At 35.7% G+C, this 24,309-nt stretch carries 21 protein-coding genes; 18 read left to right on the top strand and 3 right to left on the bottom strand.

Going from position 1 to position 24,309, the window contains the following annotated elements; genetic code table 11:
- Positions 1–23 precede the first annotated feature (23 nt).
- The 9 genes from K332_RS0118400 to K332_RS0118360 all read left to right on the top strand — a co-directional run bounded on the left by K332_RS0118400 (position 24) and on the right by K332_RS0118360 (position 14,167).
- Positions 24–1,814 carry a S9 family peptidase gene (locus tag K332_RS0118400; protein WP_026908801.1) on the top strand — a complete coding sequence of 597 codons (1,791 nt, stop codon included), beginning with the start codon at positions 24–26 and terminating at the stop codon, positions 1,812–1,814.
- A 517-nt stretch (positions 1,815–2,331) separates the two neighbouring features.
- Positions 2,332–4,134, top strand: a complete 1,803-nt coding sequence (gene glmS / locus K332_RS0118395; protein ID WP_026908800.1) for a glutamine--fructose-6-phosphate transaminase (isomerizing) — start codon at positions 2,332–2,334, stop codon at positions 4,132–4,134.
- Positions 4,135–4,647: 513 nt separating this feature from the next.
- Positions 4,648–5,340 carry an ABC transporter ATP-binding protein gene (locus K332_RS0118390; RefSeq protein WP_026908799.1) on the top strand — a complete coding sequence of 231 codons (693 nt, stop codon included), beginning with the start codon at positions 4,648–4,650 and terminating at the stop codon, positions 5,338–5,340.
- Positions 5,337–8,624, top strand: a complete 3,288-nt coding sequence (locus tag K332_RS22870) for an ABC transporter permease (RefSeq protein ID WP_051359524.1) — start codon at positions 5,337–5,339, stop codon at positions 8,622–8,624. Before K332_RS0118390 ends, K332_RS22870 begins: the two co-directional genes overlap by 4 nt.
- A 629-nt stretch (positions 8,625–9,253) precedes the next feature.
- Positions 9,254–10,402 carry an ABC transporter permease gene (locus K332_RS0118380; protein ID WP_026908798.1) on the top strand — a complete coding sequence of 383 codons (1,149 nt, stop codon included), beginning with the start codon at positions 9,254–9,256 and terminating at the stop codon, positions 10,400–10,402.
- Entirely contained in the window at positions 10,402–11,595 is a 1,194-nt protein-coding gene (locus K332_RS0118375; protein WP_036689284.1) for a hypothetical protein, read from the top strand. The genes K332_RS0118380 and K332_RS0118375 overlap by 1 nt, the downstream gene beginning before the upstream one ends.
- A 24-nt stretch (positions 11,596–11,619) precedes the next feature.
- Positions 11,620–12,522, top strand: coding sequence for an ABC transporter ATP-binding protein (locus K332_RS0118370; RefSeq protein WP_026908796.1), 903 nt, complete (start codon positions 11,620–11,622; stop codon positions 12,520–12,522).
- A gap of 126 nt (positions 12,523–12,648) precedes the next feature.
- Entirely contained in the window at positions 12,649–12,996 is a 348-nt protein-coding gene (gene ytxJ / locus K332_RS0118365; protein WP_026908795.1) for a bacillithiol system redox-active protein YtxJ, read from the top strand.
- Between the two features lie 76 nt (positions 12,997–13,072).
- Positions 13,073–14,167 (top strand): PQQ-dependent sugar dehydrogenase, encoded by a 1,095-nt coding sequence (locus K332_RS0118360; protein WP_026908794.1) that lies wholly within the window; start codon positions 13,073–13,075, stop codon positions 14,165–14,167.
- A gap of 192 nt (positions 14,168–14,359) precedes the next feature.
- On the opposite strand, the gene K332_RS0118355 is transcribed toward K332_RS0118360, so the two are convergent.
- Positions 14,360–15,253: a LysR family transcriptional regulator gene (locus K332_RS0118355; RefSeq protein ID WP_026908793.1), complete on the bottom strand. Its 894-nt coding sequence runs from the start codon at positions 15,251–15,253 to the stop codon at positions 14,360–14,362.
- Between the two features lie 180 nt (positions 15,254–15,433).
- Between K332_RS0118355 and yidA the strand changes: the two genes are divergently transcribed.
- The 6 genes from yidA (at position 15,434) to K332_RS0118325 (ending at position 19,087) form a co-directional block, all read left to right on the top strand.
- Entirely contained in the window at positions 15,434–16,246 is an 813-nt protein-coding gene (gene yidA, locus K332_RS0118350; RefSeq protein WP_026908792.1) for a sugar-phosphatase, read from the top strand.
- Positions 16,247–16,333: 87 nt separating this feature from the next.
- A complete protein-coding gene (locus K332_RS0118345) occupies positions 16,334–16,915 on the top strand; it encodes a DapH/DapD/GlmU-related protein (protein ID WP_026908791.1) in 582 nt (193 codons plus the stop codon).
- 240 nt (positions 16,916–17,155) lie between these two features.
- Positions 17,156–17,476 carry an ArsR/SmtB family transcription factor gene (locus K332_RS0118340; protein WP_026908790.1) on the top strand — a complete coding sequence of 107 codons (321 nt, stop codon included), beginning with the start codon at positions 17,156–17,158 and terminating at the stop codon, positions 17,474–17,476.
- Positions 17,477–17,479: 3 nt separating this feature from the next.
- A complete protein-coding gene (locus K332_RS0118335; RefSeq protein WP_026908789.1) occupies positions 17,480–17,872 on the top strand; it encodes an SRPBCC family protein in 393 nt (130 codons plus the stop codon).
- A gap of 81 nt (positions 17,873–17,953) precedes the next feature.
- Entirely contained in the window at positions 17,954–18,325 is a 372-nt protein-coding gene (locus tag K332_RS0118330; RefSeq protein ID WP_026908788.1) for an iron chaperone, read from the top strand.
- A 54-nt stretch (positions 18,326–18,379) separates the two neighbouring features.
- The gene (locus tag K332_RS0118325) at positions 18,380–19,087 is read left to right on the top strand and encodes an FAD-dependent oxidoreductase (protein ID WP_026908787.1); all 708 of its coding nucleotides are present in this window, start codon (positions 18,380–18,382) and stop codon (positions 19,085–19,087) included.
- 196 nt (positions 19,088–19,283) lie between these two features.
- Here the strand turns inward: K332_RS0118325 and K332_RS0118320 are convergent, their stop codons facing one another.
- A complete protein-coding gene (locus K332_RS0118320) occupies positions 19,284–20,339 on the bottom strand; it encodes a C40 family peptidase (RefSeq protein WP_036689281.1) in 1,056 nt (351 codons plus the stop codon).
- Between the two features lie 230 nt (positions 20,340–20,569).
- Positions 20,570–21,913: a sodium-dependent transporter gene (locus K332_RS0118315; protein WP_026908785.1), complete on the bottom strand. Its 1,344-nt coding sequence runs from the start codon at positions 21,911–21,913 to the stop codon at positions 20,570–20,572.
- Positions 21,914–22,117: 204 nt separating this feature from the next.
- Between K332_RS0118315 and K332_RS0118310 the strand changes: the two genes are divergently transcribed.
- The 3 genes from K332_RS0118310 (at position 22,118) to K332_RS0118300 (ending at position 24,247) form a co-directional block, all read left to right on the top strand.
- Positions 22,118–22,999 carry a hypothetical protein gene (locus tag K332_RS0118310; RefSeq protein WP_036689278.1) on the top strand — a complete coding sequence of 294 codons (882 nt, stop codon included), beginning with the start codon at positions 22,118–22,120 and terminating at the stop codon, positions 22,997–22,999.
- Between the two features lie 71 nt (positions 23,000–23,070).
- A complete protein-coding gene (locus tag K332_RS0118305; RefSeq protein ID WP_026908783.1) occupies positions 23,071–23,592 on the top strand; it encodes an NUDIX hydrolase in 522 nt (173 codons plus the stop codon).
- Positions 23,585–24,247 carry an HAD family hydrolase gene (locus K332_RS0118300; protein WP_026908782.1) on the top strand — a complete coding sequence of 221 codons (663 nt, stop codon included), beginning with the start codon at positions 23,585–23,587 and terminating at the stop codon, positions 24,245–24,247. Before K332_RS0118305 ends, K332_RS0118300 begins: the two co-directional genes overlap by 8 nt.
- Positions 24,248–24,309: the final 62 nt, after the last annotated feature.

Genomic DNA, 24,309 nt, shown 5'->3' with positions numbered 1-24,309 from the left:
AAAAAACATAGGGAGGGAATAGAATGATACAGTTTTCTAAGCCAACTGTAGAACAATTTTTACGTACATATGTCATTTCAAACTTTGCGGTAAGCAAGGATGAGAAGCGGCTAGTTTATAATACGAATCTAAATGGAAAAATGAATTTATGGGCAATGGATTTGCCAAGTACATTCCCGTATTTATTTGCCCAAAAGGATCAATCCTCAAATTTTATTACGTTTGACCCTGAAGGTCGCTATGTATTAACTGGTTATGATAATGACGGGGATGAAAATTATCATATCTATGCTGTTTCTAGCGAGGGTGGCGAACCACAAGGTTTAATCACGGGGGATCCATCAGAAAAGTATTACTATGTACATTTAAGTGATGATGGAAAAAGAGTATATTATGTTACATCAGAAGGAAATCCGAACTTTTTAAACACCCGAATTCGAAATCTAGAAGACAATTCGGATACGTTATTAAACGAAGGAGAAACTGGTCCTACCTACTTAACTGGTGTATCGGAAAAAGAAGATGTGTTTGTCTATATGCGTTTATTGGCGAATACCTATATTCAGCTATTTGTTAAAGATGGCGATGAAACGGTTAGTTTAACACCTGATCCGGATAAAGTACATGTTGCTTCTAGTCCTGTTTTTGTTGGAGATAAGGATATATATTTCACTACAAACTATGAACATGAATATAGTTACGTTGCCAAATTTAATTTAGATTCTAAGAAGTTTGAAGAAGTTGTTCGTATTGAAAATGAAAGTATCGAAGGTCTTCAATATGATAAAGAAAATAATTATCTCTATTTTGCTACAGAAAAAGGTGTGGAAGATGTTCTTTATCAATATCACCTCAAAGAAAATAAGGTGGAGAAGTTAGCTACACCAGTTGATGTGCTTGAAAAGCTAGTTGTTACAAAGGGTGGTAATCTGTATATTCTAGGTCGTAGTGCAACCATTCCTTTTAATATTTATAAAAGTACTGACGGACATAATTGGGAAACTTTAACTAATAATCGTGTACTTGGTGTTAGCCAAGAAGAAATGGTGGAACCGGAAGTTGTTTCCTATAAATCATTTGATGGAATGGAAATAGAGGCATTATTATTCAGGGCTAAGCCGGAAAATGACAATGGCTATACTATTTTCTGGCCACATGGTGGGCCGCAAGCTTCTGAACGTAAAATGTTCCGTGCGATGTTCCAAAGTGCCTTAAACAGAGGGTATACTATTTTTGCACCGAACTTCCGTGGATCTACTGGATATGGTTCTTCATTTGTGAAGTTAGTCGAACAGGATTGGGGTCATGGTCCACGTCTTGATTGCGTAGCAGGTATTGAATGGTTATTTGACAATAATGTGACCGATCGAGATAAGCTTTTCCTAGTTGGTGGAAGCTATGGTGGATATATGGCATTACTGCTGCATGGCCGACATCCAGAATATTTCAAAGCTGTTGTTGATATATTTGGTCCATCTGATTTATTTACCTTTGTAAACTCTGTTCCTCCTCATTGGAAGCCGATGATGGAACGTTGGGTTGGTGACCCGGAACGAGACAAAGAAAGATTTATTAAGGATTCACCAACTACTTACCTTGATACAATGACAAAACCGATGCTTGTTATCCAAGGAGCAAAGGATCCTCGAGTAGTTAAAGAGGAATCAGATCAAATTGTTGCTAAATTGAAAGAAAAGGGACGCAATGTTGAATATCTTGTATTAGAAGATGAAGGACATGGATTCTCTAAAAAAGAAAATGAGATTAAAGTTTATAATTTAATGTTAGATTTCTTGGAGAAACATCAAGGATAAACTATAATGAAGCACACGGAAATTCCTTCTATTTCCATGTGCTTTTTTATTTATATAAGCAGTGATAAAAGGTTATGGGGTAATAAAAGAACGAATAATCAAAACTATCCATATACTATTTATATGCTTTTTAGCATAATTTATCATTGACCAATTTATAACTAATCGTGTAAAATAACTTGGTGTTCTTAGAAATTATATGCTAAGAATATATTGGTCAATATCGATAGAAGGAGGATAGTAAACAAATAAAATTAAAGCGCCAGGACTATTTTCTGCACGGAACTGGAAAATAGTTGACGAGGAAGAAGGTTATCGAAGTATTCGGCGGGTGCCTTCCGATTGTACACTCCAGTCGTAATGCTTTTTTCATAAAACAGTGGGGTAATCCACTGCACAAAGGAAAAAAGTTGGGTGTAAGCATGATAAAACACGAGAAAGGGGCAATATAACGCCCCGTAGAAAGTTTTGTCCTTTTATTGGTCGTTTGTTGCCCCTACGAGGAGGAACAAAACGAATGTGTGGAATTGTAGGATATATTGGACAGAATGATTCAAAAGAAGTTTTACTAAATGGACTAGAGAAATTAGAATATCGCGGTTATGACTCTGCTGGTATTGCTTTATTAAATGAAAATGGTTTAAATCTTTTTAAAGTAAAAGGCCGTATTGCTACCTTAAGAGATAAGGTAGATGAAAATGTTCATGCGACAATGGGTATCGGACATACACGCTGGGCAACACATGGAGAACCAAGTGTCGATAATGCACACCCACATCAAAGTGCATCAGGAAGATTTACCCTAGTGCATAATGGAGTTATAGAAAATTACCAAGACATAAAGCATGATTATCTTCAAGGTGTAGAATTCAAAAGTGAAACAGACACGGAAATAGTCGTTCAACTAATTGATAAACTCTATCAAGAAGAACAAAACACGCTAGAAAGCTTCCATAAAGCCATAGAGCTTCTAAATGGATCTTATGCAATTGCTTTGATTGATAATCAGGATAACGAAACAATCTATGTTGCGAAAAATAAAAGCCCACTTCTTGTAGGCTTGGGTAACGGATTTAATGTTGTGGCAAGTGATGCTATGGCGACATTAAAGGTAACAAATCAATATCTTGAAATTCATGATAAAGAAATTGTAATTGTCAAACGTGATTCTGTCTTGATTCAAACCCTTGATGGTACTGTTTTGGAACGTGAACCATATACAGCACAAATTGATGCGAGCGATATTGAAAAGGGTACTTATCCACACTTTATGTTAAAAGAAATGGATGAACAGCCAATTGCTATTCGTAAAATTATCAATGAGTATCAAGATGAAAATGGTGAATTAACATTAGATGAAGATATTCGTGCTGCAATGCAAGAGTGCGATCGCATTTATATTATTGCAGCAGGAACAAGTTACCATGCTGGTCTTGTTGGAAAAAATTTAATTGAAAAATTAGCTGGTGTTCCTGTAGAGGTACATGTATCCAGTGAATTTTCTTATAATACGCCATTACTTTCGGAAAAACCATTATTTATCTTTATTTCCCAAAGTGGGGAAACAGCAGATAGTCGTGCAGTATTAGTAAAAATAAAAGAAATGGGATATCCAGCACTAACGATTACAAATGTGCCAGGGTCCACCCTTTCTCGTGAAGCTGATTACACATTACATCTTTATGCAGGACCTGAAATTGCTGTTGCATCAACAAAAGCTTATACCGCACAAATTGCAGTATTGGCAATCTTGGCAGCAGACACAGCTCAGATAAAAGGAGTTGATCTGGAATTTGATCTATTCCAAGAGCTTGGAATCGTGGCAAATGCAATGGATGTATTAATGGATCAAAAAGAAGAGCTTGAACAAATAACAAGAAGTTATTTGGCGACTACTCGAAATGCATTTTTCATTGGACGTAGTCTGGATTATTATGTATCCCTTGAAGGTTCGTTAAAGTTGAAAGAAATCTCCTATATACAGGCAGAAGGCTTTGCAGGTGGCGAATTAAAGCATGGTACGATTGCTTTGATAGAAAAAGGGACTCCTGTTGTAGCTCTTGTAACGCAAGAACAAGTTAATTATTCTATTCGTGGTAACGTGCAAGAGGTAGTAGCACGTGGGGCAAATGCTCTAATCATTAGTATGAAGGGTCTTGAACAAGACGATGATGCATTTGTCATTCCAAGGGTTCATGAATTATTTACCCCATTGGCAAGTGTAATTCCACTACAAATAATTGCTTATTTTGCAGCATTACATCGCGGATGTGATGTTGATAAGCCGAGGAATTTGGCTAAGAGTGTTACGGTGGAGTAGGGTGTTAAATTTAATAAGTGTGTTGTTGTGAACAATTAAGTTGGGAAATTGCGAATAAAGATGGTAAATCACAACTAAAGTTGGTAAGTGTCTAAAGGGATAGAGTAATAAACTTTATCCCTTTTTATTTTGTAACTTTGAGTAAAAATGGATTTATCAGAACACTTAGCGTGGCTATTTTTATAATATTATACTGAATGTATTGGTTTATATGCAATTTATTCATTAACATATTGTTACAAACAAACTCTCAGTATTAAAGATAAGGGATATTTTAAATAAGGCTATATTACGAATTAGAACTTCCAGATAATTGGAAGTTCTAATTTTTTACTTACATTAACATTAAGCTTTAATAGAGCCGTTTTAGAATTGTAAATGTTAACTTCCTCCCTCCTTAAGATGTTCTGCTTATTATCTGAAAAGTCTAAATAATAAATTGACACATTTTTGTAATATAGTGTATTGTAATGATAAATAAGAAAAAGATTATGTATGAAAGAGGGGAGCAATATGATTCAAAAGATAATATGTCAGCATCTTGAGAAGTCGTTTAAAGGTGATGGAACAAAAACAATCGCATTAAAGAATGTTGATTTGGCGTTTGAAAAAGGAGAGTTTACTGCCATCATTGGTCCATCTGGTTCCGGAAAATCTACATTACTAAGTCTTCTTGGCACGCTAGATAAGCCAAGTGAGGGTACGATAACCTATGACAATGAAGAAATATTAAAGAAAAGCAAAAGTAAATTAGCAGACTTTCGCTTCCAAGAAATAGGCTTCATCTTTCAGCAATTTCATCTACTCCCAACATTAACAGCCCTAGAAAATGTCCTTACCCCATTGTTTTCCCGAAAAGTCCCATATAATAAACTAGAGCGAGCAAAAGAAGCCTTGGAACAAGTAGGGCTTCAAGATAAGATGAATTCACTTCCATCCCAATTATCAGGTGGACAACAACAGCGAGTTGCTATTGCCCGCGCAATTGTACATAAACCTAGCTGGTTACTTGCGGATGAACCTACTGGAAATCTAGATACGGAGACTGGAGAACGGATTTATGATTTATTAAAAGAATTAAATGAACAAGAGGGATGTGGTGTATTATTTGTAACCCATGATCCAGCTTTGGCAGCCAAAGCGAATCGCATCATAACTATGAAGGATGGAGTAGTACTTTCCGATAAAGTGGGTGTTACTTCGTGATTCGCTTTATTTGGCAGAATTGGTGGAGGCGGAAGGAACGGTTTATTCTGTTAATTATCGGTGCTTTTATTGTTAGTGCTGGATTGACTTATTTAATTGGATTGTCTGAATCGAATAAAGGGACCATCGTAGACAACTTACAACAAAGGTGGTCTGCCTCGTATGATATTGTGGTTCGACCAGAAGGAACCCGGAGTGTTACTGAGGAAAGGAAATTATTAGAACCGAACTACTTAAGTGGCTTAAGTGGGGGAATTAGTCTTGAACAATATGAAACAATTAAAGCTATCCCGGGTATAGAGGTTGCAGCTCCGATTGCGATGATTGGATATGCATCATATTCAGTGAATTATGGCCAAGTTGAATTAACTGAGCCCGGTATTTATAGAAGAATGATGGAGACAACGGTAAATAACGGAATAGGTGAGGAAACAAAAATAAATAATTACTACTTCCCAATTAACGTTTGGGATCTTAGGAATAAGGGGCCGGAATATGGGGTTGCTGCCCCATATCTAGATTTATTAGTTAATGGCCATTCCCTTTTGGCTGGAATTGATCCAGAACAAGAAGCGAAGTTAGTTGGATTAGATGAAGCCATCATTGAATTAGGAACGAGTAGGTATTTTGTTGATACGGATACGTATTATTTCGATGAAGGGAAAGGGTATCACGAAATACCGATTATTGTTAATCAAACAGCCTACGTGGATAAATTGGAACAGATTACATTTGAAAAGTTGGACATCGAAATTAATGAAGAGAATGCAGATGCCGTAATGGAAAAAGTAAGGGAAAATGGCGGAGAAGACTATCTGGACACATTAAGTGCTGAAGTAATCGATACATTTTCTGTTACTGGAAAAGAGACTTTCCATGCATTTATTAACAGGATGACTGGAGTAGATTGGGAAACGGGCGAGGTTGTTGTATTAGAGGAAGACGAAGAGGAAGAGAGCAATGAAGACGAGGATCCACTAGAAATTATCACTCAAGTAGATGAAGATGTTACAGGAATTGTATTTAAGCCGAGCCCACTAGAGTATCAAGAAATCTCAAGTCCTTATGCTGATCGATGGCCGTATACCTATCAAGTCGTTCCTTTCCAAAATAGTGATGATGCTGTGGGGGTCTATCAGAATAAGGACACATTTCGAGAGCCAATATTAATCGCAGAGAACTTCTTGGATCAACCACGTATGAAGCCTAACTGGATTGGATTTTACGAAGCCAGTAATTTAGCAATTTCGATGGATCCAACAACGGAATTGCCAATGGAAACCTATCGTCCGGCAAGCGCTGAGTATGTCATGGACGTCAATGGAAATCCAATCAATCCACCAAAACAATTAAAGCCTACAGGGGATCCGTATAGCTTTTTAACCGATCCACCAGGAATGTTAACGACGATAGAGGCAGCTGCAAATATACTTGGTGAAAAGCCGATTTCGGCAATCCGCATTAAAGTCGCAGGAGTTGCGGATTTAAGTGATGAAAGTCAAGCAATATTAGAACAAGTTGCTAACGAGATTGAGAATAGAACAGGGCTTATAACGGATATCACGCTTGGTTCATCACCACAATTAGCACTCTCTTATGTTCCGGGATTAAATGGAGGGGAGGACATTGGGTGGTTACAGCAACCATGGGTAAATATAGGTTCTTCCATTTCTATATTTAAAGAAACAAAAATTAGCTTTTCCGGTGTTGTTGGGAGTGTTATTGCTGTTGCAATTGTCTATGTTTGGGCTTCTGGAATTGTCAACTTACTTGCTAGAAGAAAAGAATTTGCTGTATTACTTTCTATTGGCTGGCGACCAAATCAGTTGAGTCGGTTATTATTCTTTGAATCTAGTATCATCGGTATTTTTGTAGCGGTAACTTCTTGGATGATGCTCGGATTTGTTTATATTTCGAGTGATGCAAGCCTATCCTTTAATCGTTTCTTGTGGACTGGGTTATTTGGGTTCATTGTATATGTGTTCGGATCATTCATACCAATGCTACTAACCCGTAATATTTCCCCTTACGAAGCAATGCGAACTGGAGAAATTTCGGGTATAAGTAAGCGGATTTTCCAAACTAAAGGAATTAATCGGATGGCTTTTAATCATTTTATTGGAAAATGGAAGAGAAGCATTTTATCGGTTATTTCAATTGCGTTACCAACAGCGCTCTTGGCTGTGTTTTTATACATTACATTCCGATTAAGAGGCATTATGTATACCTCTTTACTAGGGGAATATGTTGCATTAGAAATAGGACCAGCCCATTACGTTGCAATCCTTGTATCCTTGAGCATTGCCATTTTAACGACAGCGGAGATCATGTGGCAAAATGTATCCGAAAGACGCGAGGAAATTTCACTACTACAGGCTATTGGATGGAAAAGGTGGAGTATTCGTAGGTTAATCTTGGCCGAAGGAGTCTTTAGTGGATTATTTGCGGCATTAATCGGTCTAAGCCTTGCATTTTTAATCATGTGGGGACTATATGGAGCTTTCCCTACAGAAGAAATTGGATTTATTTTAGCAACTGGATTAATCCCGGTGGTGATTGGGGTTATTGGAACAATCTTCCCGGCGGAACGAGCAGTTCGAATTATTCCTAATCAAGGGATGGGAGGAAATATTACCAATCGGAAAGCAGTGGAAAAACGATTGAAATGGGTTGTCATTTCAACATCTGTATTATTAGTGGGGACCTTTTTGATGACGATGATCAAGGTTGCACCTAATATTGAACAAGCAAACGATGGAAATGAAGTAGAGTACGCATTCAGCCCAACAGAAGGAGAAGCTTCGATTAAGGAGCCAAAGGATACGGATGAGCAAAATGTGAACGCTGATGATGCGGATGACGAGATTACCCTAATAGGTGTTGATGATTATTTGTTCCAGTTTAACTCTAGTCAAACTAGTGAAGATGTTGGATGGGGTAATCAGTTATTCTACGCAGCAAAAGAAGTGGAGAGCACGTTAGTTATAGCTGAATCTGGAATGAAGGGTATCGCAATCGAATTTACTTTTGAAGCACGTGATTCGGATTACGATATAAAACCAAAGAGCTACTTTACTCTGATTAATAGTGAAGAAACCTATTCTCCAGAAAAAGTTACCATATTAGAAGTAGAAGGATGGGAGAACGAAGAATGGTTGCTTGGACGAGAAGATGGAAAAATACACGCCGTACTAGAATTTAAAGTACCTGAAGGGATGGAAAGCTACGGGTTAGAATTGAAAAATAGAACCCTCGGCTATGGAGTTTTGATTAGTTTTGACTAGCTTTGAAGAGTATGCATGGGGACGGTTCTTTAAGGGACAATCGGAAGTTTTGCAAGGAAAGAAGGCACAATAAGCGGACATATTCTGCTTATTGTGCCTTTTTATACAACAAGATTTAGCTGTGAACAATGTGGAGGGGAAATTTATACGGAGTATACAAATGAATACATGGCCATGAATATAAAATAACGGATGTTCTCTAGCTTTTAGCAGGCAGAAAAAGATCGGGCTGGTCTTTGCCCGGTTTTCCTTCATGAGTCGGGAAGGGTATTGGGGAAACGTTATGTATTCTGATGGCTATTCATTAACCACCCAAATAGGGATGTTCCATCTCAATGCATTAAAAATTTAGGCTGGATTCAACAATGATCCAGACCTTTTTTTGTCCAAATTAGTTGGTATAAAGGTATATAGCTAGAGAAAAAAAGAATCAAGACTAGTAAGTATTCAATATTAATAACTTACAAAACATCGACTACTATATAAATTCAGAAAATTATTATGTATAATAGTAAAATATATAGTTTTGAATGGATTGTATAATGGGTGAAAAACCTGTAAACAAGAGAAAAAATAAGGTGCTATCTCTTTTAAGCAGTATATTGTCCAGTATTTTGAGGGGGATAAATGTGTTTAGGTTAATGAAAACAATATTTTTAGTAGAGCGTAAGAATTTAAAATTTAGGTCTATCCTCTCTGTGCTAATTCTTTTTATAATTGGTTCTTTTATTTATTTGGAAAATAGTCAATTTAGAGAGCTTGAGGCCGCGACTGCAGCGGAAGTTATTGCGAAAAATACTGCGCTTGATCTATTTAGAAATACAGACGCTACCGATCCAGAGGTTTCGACACCAATTTATCGGAATTTAAATGTCCAATCCAATCAATTAGCCTATAGATCCTTAGGCCTTATTATGGATGATGATACAACCTATATACAAGGTGCAATTGAACTAACAAAGGTGCGTCATGAAATCTATTCAATGGATGGATATAATAATGTATCCCAATTCATACCAACCTATCGTCAAAATCAATTAGATCATGTACTTTACACAGCCATAGACGACCAAAATGAGAGACTTTTAGTGGAGAATTCTAACTTTCCCACGTATATAATTCTGTTACTTTTAGTATTAGGTGTTGGGTGGTACTTATTGGTAGGTATATTTTCTTCGGATATTTTGCTAGATGAAGAAGATCACAAATCACTTGTAAATGGTTATCCGTTTACGATGGCCTCAAAACTGTCTGCCAAAGTGTTTAGTTATCTGGTTTACATGATTGGTTTATTAATTATCACTTTTGTAATAACAGTTATTGTTGCTTCTATTAAATATGGTATAGATCTCACGTATCCTGTTGCAATATTTAACGGTGATTATTTTACGATTGCTATTTGGGAGTACTTAGGATTAGCATTCCTATATTTTATTTGCTTATCTCTTACTGCATTAACAATTTCTATCATATTAAATTATTACTTTAAAAACCTTTATATTGCTATTTTTGTACATTTCTTTTTATTTTTCGTTCCCCAATTAATACCAGCTCTGGGAGAATGGTTTTGGTTTCTACCTTTTAACTATTTGAACTTTTCATCAGTAATAAATGGCCAGGTTGCAGAAATTACTGGGAACCAGATGGTTACGTTAAACAATGGATTCATCGTTTTAGTCATTACTATAGTTATTATGTTTCTCTTTATCTATTGGCAGTTTTATCGTAGTCAAATAAAACAAAGTAAAATGGTAACTATAGGGGGTGGGAACGTATAATGAATTATATTAAGTGGGAGCTAAAAGGGTTTTTTAGCAATCATAAAAACCTAATTATATTTGCACTATTATTAATTGCTAGTCTCTATTATGCTCTTTATATCGCACCAGCCTATCAACCAATTGAATCTGTCAATAAAGAAGAAGTTGAGGCAAGGTATGAAGATCGAAAAGAATTCCTAGATAATGTAGAGGTTAGGAACGGTTCTCATCCCCTTACTATATTCGCTGCTCTAGTATATCCAAAATGGAATGAACTTGACGGTGAAAGGCTAACCGCTTTAGCTAATGGAGATTTATATTCCTATGCTCAAGCAACACATGAATGGTACTTATATGCGGATGAGAATATAAAAACAGATCCGTATGATGTTCTCCGTTATAACCCTAGATATTATACTTATGGTAATAAGCATGCTAAAGAAGATGGACATTACAATTATCTTTACTCTGCTGAAAGATACAGCCAGTATGCATCAGCGAATTATGAATTAAATTTAAATATTTTTGAAGAACGAACGGCCCTTCAAACCCTTAAAAGACTATTAGAATCAGGTCTTCCATACATACTACTGCTTACATGCCTACTCTTGAGTAACGATATCGTTATGAAAGATAGAAAACACCCTAGTATTGTAAACGGGTTTCCAATGACACCATTCAAACGAATGATGCTGAAGGGACTTGTTGCTTTAATTGGGTGTTTAACAAGTATTGCAATATTACTTCCGGCATTTCTCATTATTGGATTTCGTGATGGATTTGGAACATTGGATTTACCTGCAGTAGTATATAATTTTGCCTTTTTAAATAATGGAACATACGAAAGCATTTCAATGGGAATGTTTCTGTCTAAATATGTAGTCATGTTGTTATTATGGTTTGTTTTAATTATCAGTTTAGTACTCTTAATAAGCATTCTATTGAAGAATGAATATTTTAATCTAACAATCGGCATTATTTGTTTTATAGAAATAACCTACTATCAAAGAAGAAAGATTCTCGATGATTGGTTAAGCTATCTACCTACTTCCTATGTTCAAATTGGTGATGTCATTAGTGGTTATAGAAATTATGCTCTTTTTACAGATTCAATTACTACTGAAAAAGGTTTTATGGTACTTTTTTCGACTTCCATCCTGATAATTTTGCTTATTTGGTTAGTTATAAAGAAGAAAAAAATGACAATATAACAGAAATAAGTAGGAGGGTTCAAAATGATTCAGTTAAACAATATTGTTGTACAATTTGGGGAGAAAAAGGTACTTAATGGTATTACAAAGACTTTAAATCCTGGAGAGATTATTGGTTTAGTTGCACCTAATGGAACAGGTAAATCTACTTTATTAAACGTATTAATGAATTATGTTATTCCGAATCAAGGTGAAGTAGTATTTGATAATAAGTTTCGGTACACAAATAAGAAAAATGAAGCACATATTCGTTCGTTAATATCAATGATGCCAGACCAGAGTGATTTATATAATCATTTAACTGGTATGGATCATTTACATATATATCGTCAAATGTGGAGTCAAACGTCAATTGATCCAAATGAGGTTATAGAACGATTAAATATATCTCATTATGTTAAGAACAAAACATACCAATACTCACTAGGTATGAGACAGAGATTATGTTTGGCGATGCAAATTGTAGCTAATACACCATATATGCTGATGGATGAAGTAATGAATGGATTGGATCCAGATAATGTTGAACTTATATCAAAACTTTTGGAAGAAAAAAAGAAAGAGGGAAAAATTATTATTATTGCCTCTCACCTTTTAGAAAATCTTGAGAAGTATGCAGATAAAATTTTTCTATTAAAGGATGGGGATTTTATCTACTCTAGAGATTACAGAGAAACAGTTTTGCAAGAAGAAAGTTATCTGAAATTCAGCTCTAGGAATAATAGTAAATTAGTTAAAGAGCTAAAGGGATTTATACCGGAACTTAAGTATGAAGAGCTCAGTAATGAACGTGTTATTATGAATATGGATCAATTTTCAATGGATCAATTTTTGAAAGTGCAAAATCACCTTAATAATTCCCAAGTTAATCTGCAAATAGGTGTACTCGATTTATTGGACAGATACAGTATTTATTATAATTCATAACTAATTACAGATACTTCTTGTATCATTGTATCAAGGATGTCAACCTATAGAAGAACAGTACGGGGGCGTTTTATTTTATAATACGTTGAAATACAATAATCATAAGCATGCTAAGGAGGTAATACAATGGAGAAAATAATAGAAATTTTAAATCACCAAGATTTAGAGGATGCAATGGAAACATCTGCGAACAAGCCTATATTATTGTTTAAACATAGTACATCTTGCTCTAATAGTGCAAGGGCCCTCAAACAATATCAAGAGTTCCTGGAGAATTCAGATGAGGAAAAGATAGGCAGTTATTTGGTAAAGGTACAAAAGACTAGAGTTGTATCTAATCAAATTGAAGCGGATACAGGTGTTAAGCATGAATCACCACAGATTTTTCTCTTTAAGGATAAGAAGGTACTATGGCATACCTCCCATTCAAAAATAAAAGTGCATGCAATAGAAGAAGTGCTTAATAATTTGTAGCCTTTAAACCTGTTCTGTAGTTAATCGTTATGAAGGACAGGTTTTTTGGTTACTATCTAAAGGAGAGGTGATTTTGTTGAAAAGAGTCTTAGTTGTATTTGTGATGCTTATTCTCTTATTAGTTGGTTGTTCCTCAAATAAACAACAAGATGATGCATTGAATAACAATGACAAACACAACACACCACTAATCCAACAAGAAAATGATGAATTAGAAGTACTAGCGGAAAATCTCAATATCCCGTGGTCAATTGAAAAAAGTGATCATATTTTCTATCTAACAGAACGGTCTGGATCCATCGTGAAAATAGAAAATGGTGAAATGGAGAGGCAGACTGTAGAGCTTAAGAAAGAACTTGCAACAGCTTCAGAAGCGGGATTACTTGGATTTGTGCTTGCTCCCGACTTCAAGCAATCGAATCTAGCGTACGCTTATTATACGTTTGAGGATCGTTCCGGACAATTTAATCGTTTGATAACACTTCGCTTCGAAGATAATGTTTGGAGGGAAGAGAAAATACTTCTTGATAATATCCCAAGTGGTACCTACCATCACGGAGGTAGGATTAAAATTGGACCAGATGGAAAACTGTACGCAACAGTTGGGGATGCATCTGACCGTAAAATCGCACAAGATCCTAATTCGTTAGGAGGGAAAATTTTAAGAATGAATTTAGATGGATCGATTCCAAATGATAATCCATTTTCTGATTCCTACGTCTATAGCTATGGACATCGAAATCCTCAAGGAATTACCTGGTTACCTGACGGAGTATTATATGCTAGTGAACATGGAAACGATGCAAATGATGAAATTAATAGAATAGAAGCTGGCCAAAATTATGGATGGCCAATTATTGAAGGGGATGAAGAACAAGATGGGTTGGTCACGCCAGTATTTACTTCTGGAGATGATTCAACTTGGGCGCCATCTGGAATGGATTATTATAATGGGAAACTATATGCTGCAGCATTAAGGGGAACTGCCGTCTTAGAATTTGACCTTGAATTGGGTGAATACCGGGAAGTCATAAATGGCCTTGGTAGAGTTCGAGATGTACTCATAGAGGGTGACTATCTATACTTTATTAGCAATAATACAGATGGCCGTGGAAATCCTCAGGAGAATGACGATAAGTTATATCGAATCTTGCTATCGGAAGTTAATTGAAAGTAGAATACAGATATTGCTGAGGATGCTTGTATAGAAGATTTGGAGAGGACAATACATCATTCTATTAAATAATGGAAGGATGAGAGATATATTAAAATTGTCTTTCGTGCTACCATAATAAAAACTAACACATTCTCAAAAAGATGAGCGCATATGTTAGTTTTTATTTTTATATCATACAATTTGATGTTAACAAGATAATTTTTCTTGTATTTCTTTTAAAAACTTATCAGCAGCTGTAGAAAATACTTGATGTTTTTTCCATACAATACTTAAGCCAGATTCAAGTCTTGGCTCAAGTGGTAGAAAACAAAGATTACTATTACTAGATGTATCTACTATTTTATCAAGAGTTATAGCATAACCAATGCCCTCTTTAACCATAATCGACGCATTATATGCAAGGTTGTATGTTGATACAATGTTTAGTGTATTGAAATCCTCACCAAACCAATCCGCAAATTCATTTTTTGAAAAAGTTTCTTTTAAAACCTGTTGTGAACAAATTAGTGGAACATGTAATAAATCTGCTGCTTGAATGGATTCTTTGAATGCGAGAGGACTATCATTTTTCATAATGACTCCCCAAACATCTTTTGCTGGGATATTGATATAATTATATTTTGATATATTTGCTGGTTGAATTAATATACCAAAGTCAAGCAAACCCCTGTCGAGCCGTTCCGTCACATCATCTTCATTTCCGCTATAGAGATGGAATCGTATACTGGGGTACTTTAACTGTAAATCCTTTGCAACCCGTGCAACCTGTTTCATGGCATCAGTTTCTCCGCCACCTATGTAAATATCACCACTAATTGTTTCTTCCATAGAGCTAAATTCTGCCTCTAACTTATCAACCAAATAAATGATTTCTTCTGCCCTCTTTCGTAGGAGCATCCCTTCATTAGTGAGAATGATACTGTGGCTACTGCGATTAAATAATTTTGTTCCTAATTCTTGCTCAAGATCTTTTAATTGTCTGGATAAAGTTGGTTGCGTAATATGCAAAAGATTAGCAGCACCAGTTATGTTTCCTTCTCTTGCAACAGTAAGAAAATAGCGTAATACTCTTAACTCCATGTGCGATGCCTCCTTTGGTGGAGAGTTTATAAAAGTTTAGAAATGCCTATTAAGCATATCATGAAATAAGATATAAGTATTGGTTGTATCAAATCAAACACGTTAGAATTAGTAATGGAGGGATCACTCGAAGACGTTACAATATAATAAAATGTTTCGATTAATTAGGGAGGAATTAGATTGTATAAGTTAGTTGCAATAGATATCGATGGTACACTTCTCAACAGTCGTGAGGAAATAACCAAAGAAGTTAGTAATGCCATTCAAGCGGTTAAAGAAAAAGGTGTGAAAGTTGTGCTATGTACTGGAAGGCCAATTGGAGGTGTCCACCATTTAGTTGAGGAATTAGAATTAAATGATAAAGAGGATTTTGTCATAACGTTTAATGGTGCTCTTGTACAAAATACTAATACTGAAGAAGTAATTTTACAGAACCTTTTAACCTACCAAGACTTAATGGATTTACATGAATTAAGCATAAACGTTAATTCGCATATGCATTATTTCGATTTAGACGATATGTTCACACCAAATAAAAAGATACACCTATATACCATCTATGAGGCTTTTGCTAATCAACTTCCAATCCACTATCGACCATTAGACGAAACACCAGAGGATATCATGGTTCCCAAAGTGATGTTTATCGATTACGAGGAACGTTTAAATAATATTATTGAGGCAATACCAAAGGCATATAAGGAAAAGTATATGATGGTAACGAGTACACCATTCTTTCTGGAAATTCTTAATCCGATTGTAAGTAAAGGAAATGCGGTAAAACAGCTTGCAAATAGACTCTCTATTAAAAGGGAAGAGGTTATTTGTATAGGTGACGGTGAAAATGATTTAAGTATGATTGAATATGCTGGCTGCGGTGTAGCCATGGGAAATGCAACTTCATTAGTAAAGAAACCAGCTGATTTTCAAACGTTATCAAAAGATGAGAATGGTGTTGCCTATGCCTTGGATAAACTGATATTAAGTAAATAAGTCCAATGCAAACAGGGAATTAAATCCACTTCAATTCGTCATTAAGCATCAAAATGTAATTTCCAAGTAGAAAGGTGATTTAAAAAGATGGATATGAATGCGTTTATAGATTTTTGTAAGAATGGTAATCCAATTTCGGGTGAGGATAAAGAATTACATGGGTTGTTAACCCAGTGTAGTTATGAAGCTCAGAGAATAACAATGGAATTGAATTCATCTTTTCACTCAAAAGAAGAGATAGTAGAGATTTTTAGTGAACTAACCGGTACCAAGGTTGATTCAACATTCATGTGTTTTCCACCATTTTATACAGACTTTGGTAAAAACATTACAATTGGAAAAAATGTATTTTTAAACACAGGATGTTCTTTCCAAGATAGAGGTGGAATTACGATAGGTGATGGTTCTCAAATTGGTATGAATGTTGTGATTGCTACACTTAACCATGGGTTACCTTTAGAAACAAGAAATACAACATATCCCTTACCAGTTGTACTTGGAAAAAATGTATGGATTGGTTCAAACGTAACAATTCTACCTGGTGTGACAATTGGAAATAACGCTGTTGTTGCAGCAGGAGCAGTTGTCACAAAGGATGTCCTGGAGAATACAGTTGTTGCAGGAGTGCCAGCAAAATTTATTAAAAGAATTGATCATAATGTAAAGTGATTTTTGACCTGTATACATATATCTCTTGAATAAAAGTACATTCCAGATCCGAAGACTTATCCGGTACTTCCCCGGGCTGGTCTTCGGATTTATGATTATAGGCAAAATGAGAAAGAATAGATTGGAGGTACCTATCTGATTGTAAATCATTGTTCCACCAAAATAATGTTTGACTAGACACTGTTTGGTGTCGTATAATAATGACACCAAACAGTGTCCATTTGAGAGAGGGGGAGGATTATGAACAGTACTGATCAAAAACGTGATGTTTTTATTGCTATTGCAGATCCAACAAGACGTAAATTAATCCATTTGTTAGCAGATGTAGAGGAGCTACCTCTTCATGAATTAACTATTCAATTTCAAATGGGGCGTACGGCTGTTTCTAAACATTTGTCTATTCTAAAGGAAGCTGATTTAGTAACGAACCGTAAAATAGGTAGGGAGACAAGGTATCGACTTAACCCAGCCCCATTACAGGAAGTAAAAGATTGGTTGTCCTTTTATGAGAAGTTTTGGAATGAAAAAGCACTATTACTAAAGAATATATTGGAGGAATAAACGATGGCAGATTTATCATTAGATTTTCAATTTAAGAGTCCCATTCATAAGGTATGGGAGGCCTTAACGAATTCGGAGACGCTAGCACAATGGGTAATGGAAAATAATTTTAAACCAATTGTTGGGTACAAATGTCAGTTTCATAACGAGGCAATTGACTTGGTAGTAGATAGTGAAGTATTAGTAGTGGATGAGCCTAACATGCTATCTTACACATGGGTTGGTGGACCAATAAACACGGTAGTTACTTGGACATTAAAACAAGAGGGAGAAACAACTTATCTACATCTTGAACATACTGGATTTGAGAAAGAAGATTATGCTTTCAAGGGTGCGAAAAGTGGCTGGTCGTACAAAGTTGAAGAACTTAAAAATGTATTAGGGGAAAAGCTCTAACGTTAGTTTGTTAATGTATGGAAGGTTACAAATTACTAAGGATAGGACTATGCATTCTGCACTGTTCAAGGAGGGCACAAAATGGAAGCATTTGCTGAATTTTTAATGGGGATTGACAACCCTTCACACCGCGAAAGAACACAAGAAGTGATTACTTGGATAATCAATAACTATCCAAATTTGAAAACAGAAATAAAATGGAACCAACCAATGTTCACGGATCACGGGACATTCATTATTGGCTTTAGTTTATCCAAAAAGCATCTAGCAGTTGCCCCTGAAAGTGTAACGATTACACATGTTGAAGATGATATTGTGAAGGCAGGATATGACTATACAAAGGAGCTAATACGTATCCCTTGGAATAGTAAGGTTGACTACTCTTTACTTGAGAAAATTATTGAGTTCAATATTTGGGACAAGGCAAACTGTTCGAGTTTTTGGCGGAAATAGGAATATGGGTTTGTCTTAGAAAATATATCATACTTTTTAAAAAGGAGTGAAAAAATGGGGTTTATACAAGACGCATTATCCATGTTTAAGAAGAAAGATCTATTATTTCTAGAAAGCTACAAGGAAACAGAAAATGTGTATACATTTCTATTCGAAAAAGATAAGACATTATCTTGGAAAACTGGCCAATATGGTTTGTTTACGATTATTCATAAAAAAATAAAAAACAATACCCGGCCATTTAGTGTAGCATCAGCACCCACAGAGAATGTTGTTCGAATAACAACTACTATTAGTGCGGAACCAAGTGATTTTAAGAAAGCATTGTTAGAATTGAAACCGGGTATGAGAATTAGAATAGCTGGGCCAGTAGGGAGTTTTAGTGTGACTGATAACATCCCTTCACTCCTGATTGCAGGTGGAATTGGAATAACACCATTTCGGGCAATCTTAAAACAAATAGAAGCGGAAGGAAAAGGGGCTGTTCAACCAATAACTCTCCTTTATCTGGATAGCAATAATTCCTATATTTTTAAAGATGAGCTTAATGAAATAGCTAACAACCATTCAGTACATGTAACTTATCTTGGTTCAAGGGATGACTTGCATGAGGAAATAGATAAGTTTACCAGCAAATATAAGAACGAAGGCAAGTATTTTATCGCAGGACCAAAGTCAATGGTAGAGTCTATTTCAAGTTATTTACAGAAAGATAATATTTCAAAACGGAACATTAAAAAGGATTCCTTTTTTGGTTATTAGTTTGGTGTGTATACTTCTATATTCATGTTATTGTGGTGAGAAGAGCAATTGTCGTGCTCCTGACCTTTTGAGGGGATAATTAAATGTCCCTTATTCTATATATATAAAATTATTATCGGGGCATTCCAATGCTTATCTTATTGGAAAAAAGAGAACTCTGATTAGAGTTCTCTATGCAACAATATTGAAGCAAAAGTTATTGAAGAATACGCTTTGAAAATAGATAGTTCTTTGACCAATAAGGATTTTGTAAGACATTGCTGGTGATCATAACACCTTTTGATGTTGAAGCATGAATCATACTTCCATCGCCCATATAAATACCAACGTGGGCTACCCTTCCGTCGGTATATGTGTCTTTCATTGTAAAGAACAATAAGTCCCCTGCCTTTAGGTTAGAAGTGGATACCGCCACCCCTTTACTTGCTTGGTCTCTAGAAACCCTTGGAAGCTGAACACCAGCTTTTCCAAATACAAATTGTGTATAGGAAGAACAATCAAATAAGTTAGGGGCTTCTGCAAGAGTTGCTCCAAACTTATACTTTGCACCAATGTACTTCTTTGCTTCCTCAAGTATTTTATTTGCTTGATCCTGAATGGACGCATTGCTGTTGTTCTTAACTGGCTCTTTCTCTTTTATAGGTTCCATTTCTCCTTTAGATGTATCAGCATTAGGTAACTTTAATATCTGCCCATCTTTAATCACGTTTGATGAAAGATTGTTCACACGTTTTAATTCATCAACGCTGATATGGTGAATGCGAGAAATGTTGTATAATGTATCGCCCTTATGAACCGCATACTTTGTGGCAGGATTTTGGATTTGAATCGATCCATTTTCCTTTTTAAATGTAATATATGAGTTGAACAAAGCACCACCAGCATGTAAAGAAATATATGCTGATTCATTAATCCATCTTGGAGGCTTAATGTTTATATATTCGTTACCTTTTTTTGCTCTTGTCCCACCCATCGTCACTCGGATAACCGTTGAACCGTCTGTTATCTCGTAGGTTTTTGTTTTTTCCTCAAATTTAACGCTGTTATAATTCAATATTTTTGCTAGGTCGACGAATGGCAAGTAATACACGCCATCTTCAATAATTGGATTAATTCCATTGACCAATTTCCCATTGATATAGACACCTGCATTAGGAACGTAATCAATTTGTGCGTTTGCAGCTGTAGTTCCACTTAAACAAATGCCAAACACCAATATTAAAACAGTGGTCATCTGTAGAAACTTCTTCATTGTTTCCTCCTTATTAATTTTATGGATTAAAGGTCATGATGGCTTTCGACCTTGATTTTATTCTTCCCCATTGTTCTAATCTATGTGTATAAATTTAGTTCTTTTTTGAAGGTGCCGGTCTACATAGTATCTTGCAAAGCATCCACTAAAAAAACAGAAATAAAGCACATGTAAAAGAAAGGTGTTTCTCATACATGTGCTTTATATTGAAAACAAGAACATTCTCAGTCCTACCAAACTCCTAAAACATCAAGCATTACTGCTAGGATTAAAATTGGCGCAACATATCGTATTAGGATAAACCAAATGTGAAAAATTGCTTGATTAATTTTACTACCACGTTTTATCTCTTCGAACAGAGCTGACTTCTTCATTTTAAATGAAACAAATATAGCCATCAGAAATGAACCGATTGGCATGAGAATATTACTTACTGTGAAGTCTGCAAGATCAAAAAAGGTTTTGTTAAATATAGTAAAATCGTTTAATGGTCCAAATGATAGCGCAGAAGGGATACCGAAAATAAAAATAGAAATACCGATTATCCACGATGCTTTACTTCGTTTAGCCTTGTTTCCCTTGGCTATGACAGAAACGATAATTTCCAACATCGAGAAGGCAGATGTCAATGCAGCAAATAGAAATATAATTAGAAAAGATACAAAAAATAACATACCAAACGGCAACTGGCTAAAAATCGTAGGAAGAACATTGAAAAGTAGTACTGGTCCAGCATCTGGTGAGAGACCAAATGAAAATACAGCTGGGAAAATTGCCAAACCTGCTAAAAGTACAATGGTAATATTCATACCCACAATGGATAATGCAGATTTAGGTAAACTTTGATGTTTTGGTAAATAAGAACTATATGTAATCATTACTGACACGCCAATGCTCAGTGTGAAAAATGATTGTCCCATTGCTTCTAATATGGTCTTTGATGTAACTTTTGACCAATCAGGTTGAAATAAAAAAGAAATCCCGTTTGCAGCGCCGTCTAATGTAACGGAACGGATGACTAGCATGATAAATAGGATAGTTAAAGCTGGCATCATAATGCTACTCGCACGTTCAATACCTTTTTGCAGTCCTTTTGCTACAACAATAATAGTGAATAATATAAACACGAATTGAACTGTTAAACTACCAATGGGGTTCGAAATGGTTTCATTAAACACAGATTCAAACTGTTGACCGTCAAGGTTGCTCAATCCTCCTGTGATTGCTTTTATCAAGTAGGTGATAATCCAACCACCAATAACACTATAAAATGATAGTAGAATAAAGCAGGTAACCATACCTAACGCTCCAATATAGTACCATTTTGTCCCAGGTGCTAGGTGCTTAAAGGAAGAAATAGCGTCTTTCTGGGCGGTTCTTCCAATTGTAAACTCCGCCATAAGAAGTGGAAGCCCAAGAATAATGGTAAATAAAAGAAAGATAATTAAAAAAGCTCCACCACCATTTTGACCGGCAATATAAGGAAACTTCCAAATTGCACCAAGTCCAATTGCAGAACCAGCTGCAGTTAAAATAAATCCCAATTTAGTAGAAAACTGCTCTCGTTGATCCAAAATATGATTCCTCCTACTGTAGTAATGTTTCCAATTTTCTATGATAAGAGGGATTCTTGTCAATAGAAATCTGCTTTCAAATTGGATATCATGGGATATATAGTAAACCTTAGTTTTTGGGTTAAGGAACAGGAACCTTATATTGTCAGTTTTTTCAGGGACAATAATCCTGTCCCATTAATGTTGGAACGGGAGAACGATTAAATGATTAACTTATTAGATGAAAAAGCTAAAAATGATAACAATAAAGTATTTTCTTTGTTAAGCAATTATTTAAACAATGCACCTGACTATGTGGAAAAAGAGGAAATGGACGAGTTTGTTCAGGGTGGTATTTCTTATGAGTATGCTTTCTCCGTCATTCTAGCTGCTGCGTTTGGACTTGATATTGTGGATAATGCGGAGGACAAGACCTTTTTTAACCACTATTTTGAGAAAATGATTCATCATCTAGATGAAGCAGAATATAATAGCAATCCTTATTATAAGAATATAAAGATCCCAACTTTAAAAATAGGTAGTAGTGAATTGAAATATGAAAGGTACAAGCCCTTTGAAGGATTTGTTTGCGATGACATTATCCAAACAAGGGAAGGTAGACAGATTCCACAAATAGGATTCTTTGATATGGAGTTTGTTTATCCGGCGGTTCTAGAGAATGGCCGGATTTGGATGACTGTTACGCCGAATGAAGTGGAGACAATGAAAGAACCAATTGAGCGGGCTTCTGGGAATGTACTTACTTACGGACTTGGTCTTGGTTATTTTGCCTATATGGCTTCAGAGAAGAAGAATGTTGAACGTGTTACGATAGTAGATAGTAATGATGATGTGATCAATCTGTTTAAAAACCATATATTACCTCAATTTGAAAACTCTCATAAGATTAATATTGTTAAAACAGATGCATTCGAATATGCACAAAATAAAATGCATGATGGAAAATACGACTTCGTATTCACAGATTTATGGCACGATGTTTCCGATGGAATCGACATGTATTTAAAAATGAAGAAACATGAAAAACAATCTCCAACTACAGAATTTATGTATTGGATAGAAAAATCCATTCTTTGCTATTTATAAAGAGCCATGGGGACAGGTACCTCGGCTGAAGCCAAGGTACCTGTCCCCGCGGCTCTAAAGGGGGATGATTAATGATGAAGAAATACCATCGTGCTTTTGGTGTTTATGGGATTTATGAGGATGATAATAGGCTTTTGGTTATTCATAAGAATGGTGGTCCATATAAGAATCGCTTTGACCTACCTGGTGGTAGTTTAGAAGAAGGGGAGAGCTTGGCTGAAGCGATGAAGAGGGAGTTCCAAGAAGAGACAGGAATTGAAATTGAAATCATCAGGAATATTGGTGTCATTGACTTTATGCTACCTTGGGATTGGAAAGGGTATACTCATGTTCACCATACGGCTGTTTATTATTTAGTGAGGAAAGTCGTTGGAGAGATAAGTATCCCAGAACAATTTGAGGGACAGGATTCGCTTGGTGCTCTGTGGGTTTCAGAATATGAGGTATCATCGGATAATGCTTCACCACTAGTATTGAAGGCATTTGATTGGATGAAGACCCAAAATCTAGGAATAGAAGCGGAACGTTATGATAAGTGGGATGTCAAGACTACTCGTCAAATAGGAAGGCGGGAGGTAGAAGAAAATAATTAAGGCAGTTTTGTTTGATTTAGATGGGACACTATTGAACAGGGACGCTTCTGTCAAACAATTTATAGAATGGCAATATCATAGGTTACATGAATGGCTGGGACATATACCGAAAGAACTTTATATTTCTAGATTCACAGAGTTGGACGCTAAAGGGTATGTCTGGAAAGATAAGGTTTACCAACAGTTAGTGCAAGAATTCAATATAAACATAACCTGGCAACAATTACTTCAAGATTACATAGACGAATTCCAAAATTGCTGCATACCTTTTGCTAATTTGTTCAATATGTTAGAAAGTGTGAAGAGTAGATCGTGTCGTTTGGGAATCATTACGAATGGAAGAGGACTTTTTCAAATAAAGAATATGAAGGCATTAGGGATTGTAACTTATTTTGATACGATACTGGTCTCTGAATGGGAAGGAATCAAAAAGCCTAATCCGGATATTTTTCGAAGGGCTTTAAAACAAATGGAGGTTTCACCGCATGAGAGTTTGTATGTAGGTGATCATCCAGAAAATGATGTACAGGGTGCACAAGCTGTGGGCATGTATGGAGTGTGGAAGAAAGAAAATTACAGGGATTCTGTTGGGGCAGATTTTGTCATTGATGACTTAAGTGAGCTTCCAATGATACTGGAAAGGCTAAACGGATAACTAGGAACACTTAGTAAATATAGTATTTCAGGGAGAAGGAAAACATCGTAGTACACTTACCC

This window comes from Paucisalibacillus globulus DSM 18846 (assembly GCF_000482485.1).
In the GTDB taxonomy this organism is placed as follows: domain Bacteria; phylum Bacillota; class Bacilli; order Bacillales; family Amphibacillaceae; genus Ornithinibacillus; species Ornithinibacillus globulus.
The sequence above is the reverse complement of the archived record's forward strand: the minus strand, read 5'-3'. Positions and strand labels throughout refer to the sequence as shown.

What these genes read in the sequence shown, in the direction of transcription:
- ytxJ (WP_026908795.1), top strand. Translation starts at nt 12,649, where the DNA reads ATGGAGAAAATAATAGAAATTTTAAATCACCAAGATTTAGAGGATGCA.
- K332_RS0118340 (WP_026908790.1), top strand. Translation starts at nt 17,156, where the DNA reads ATGAACAGTACTGATCAAAAACGTGATGTTTTTATTGCTATTGCAGAT.
- K332_RS0118355 (WP_026908793.1), bottom strand. Translation starts at nt 15,253, where the DNA reads ATGGAGTTAAGAGTATTACGCTATTTTCTTACTGTTGCAAGAGAAGGA.
- K332_RS0118330 (WP_026908788.1), top strand. Translation starts at nt 17,954, where the DNA reads ATGGAAGCATTTGCTGAATTTTTAATGGGGATTGACAACCCTTCACAC.
- K332_RS0118310 (WP_036689278.1), top strand. Translation starts at nt 22,118, where the DNA reads ATGATTAACTTATTAGATGAAAAAGCTAAAAATGATAACAATAAAGTA.
- K332_RS0118325 (WP_026908787.1), top strand. Translation starts at nt 18,380, where the DNA reads ATGGGGTTTATACAAGACGCATTATCCATGTTTAAGAAGAAAGATCTA.
- K332_RS0118390 (WP_026908799.1), top strand. Translation starts at nt 4,648, where the DNA reads ATGATTCAAAAGATAATATGTCAGCATCTTGAGAAGTCGTTTAAAGGT.
- glmS (WP_026908800.1), top strand. Translation starts at nt 2,332, where the DNA reads ATGTGTGGAATTGTAGGATATATTGGACAGAATGATTCAAAAGAAGTT.
- K332_RS0118375 (WP_036689284.1), top strand. Translation starts at nt 10,402, where the DNA reads ATGAATTATATTAAGTGGGAGCTAAAAGGGTTTTTTAGCAATCATAAA.
- K332_RS0118305 (WP_026908783.1), top strand. Translation starts at nt 23,071, where the DNA reads ATGATGAAGAAATACCATCGTGCTTTTGGTGTTTATGGGATTTATGAG.
- K332_RS0118370 (WP_026908796.1), top strand. Translation starts at nt 11,620, where the DNA reads ATGATTCAGTTAAACAATATTGTTGTACAATTTGGGGAGAAAAAGGTA.
- K332_RS0118320 (WP_036689281.1), bottom strand. Translation starts at nt 20,339, where the DNA reads ATGAAGAAGTTTCTACAGATGACCACTGTTTTAATATTGGTGTTTGGC.
- K332_RS0118335 (WP_026908789.1), top strand. Translation starts at nt 17,480, where the DNA reads ATGGCAGATTTATCATTAGATTTTCAATTTAAGAGTCCCATTCATAAG.
- K332_RS0118345 (WP_026908791.1), top strand. Translation starts at nt 16,334, where the DNA reads ATGGATATGAATGCGTTTATAGATTTTTGTAAGAATGGTAATCCAATT.
- K332_RS0118400 (WP_026908801.1), top strand. Translation starts at nt 24, where the DNA reads ATGATACAGTTTTCTAAGCCAACTGTAGAACAATTTTTACGTACATAT.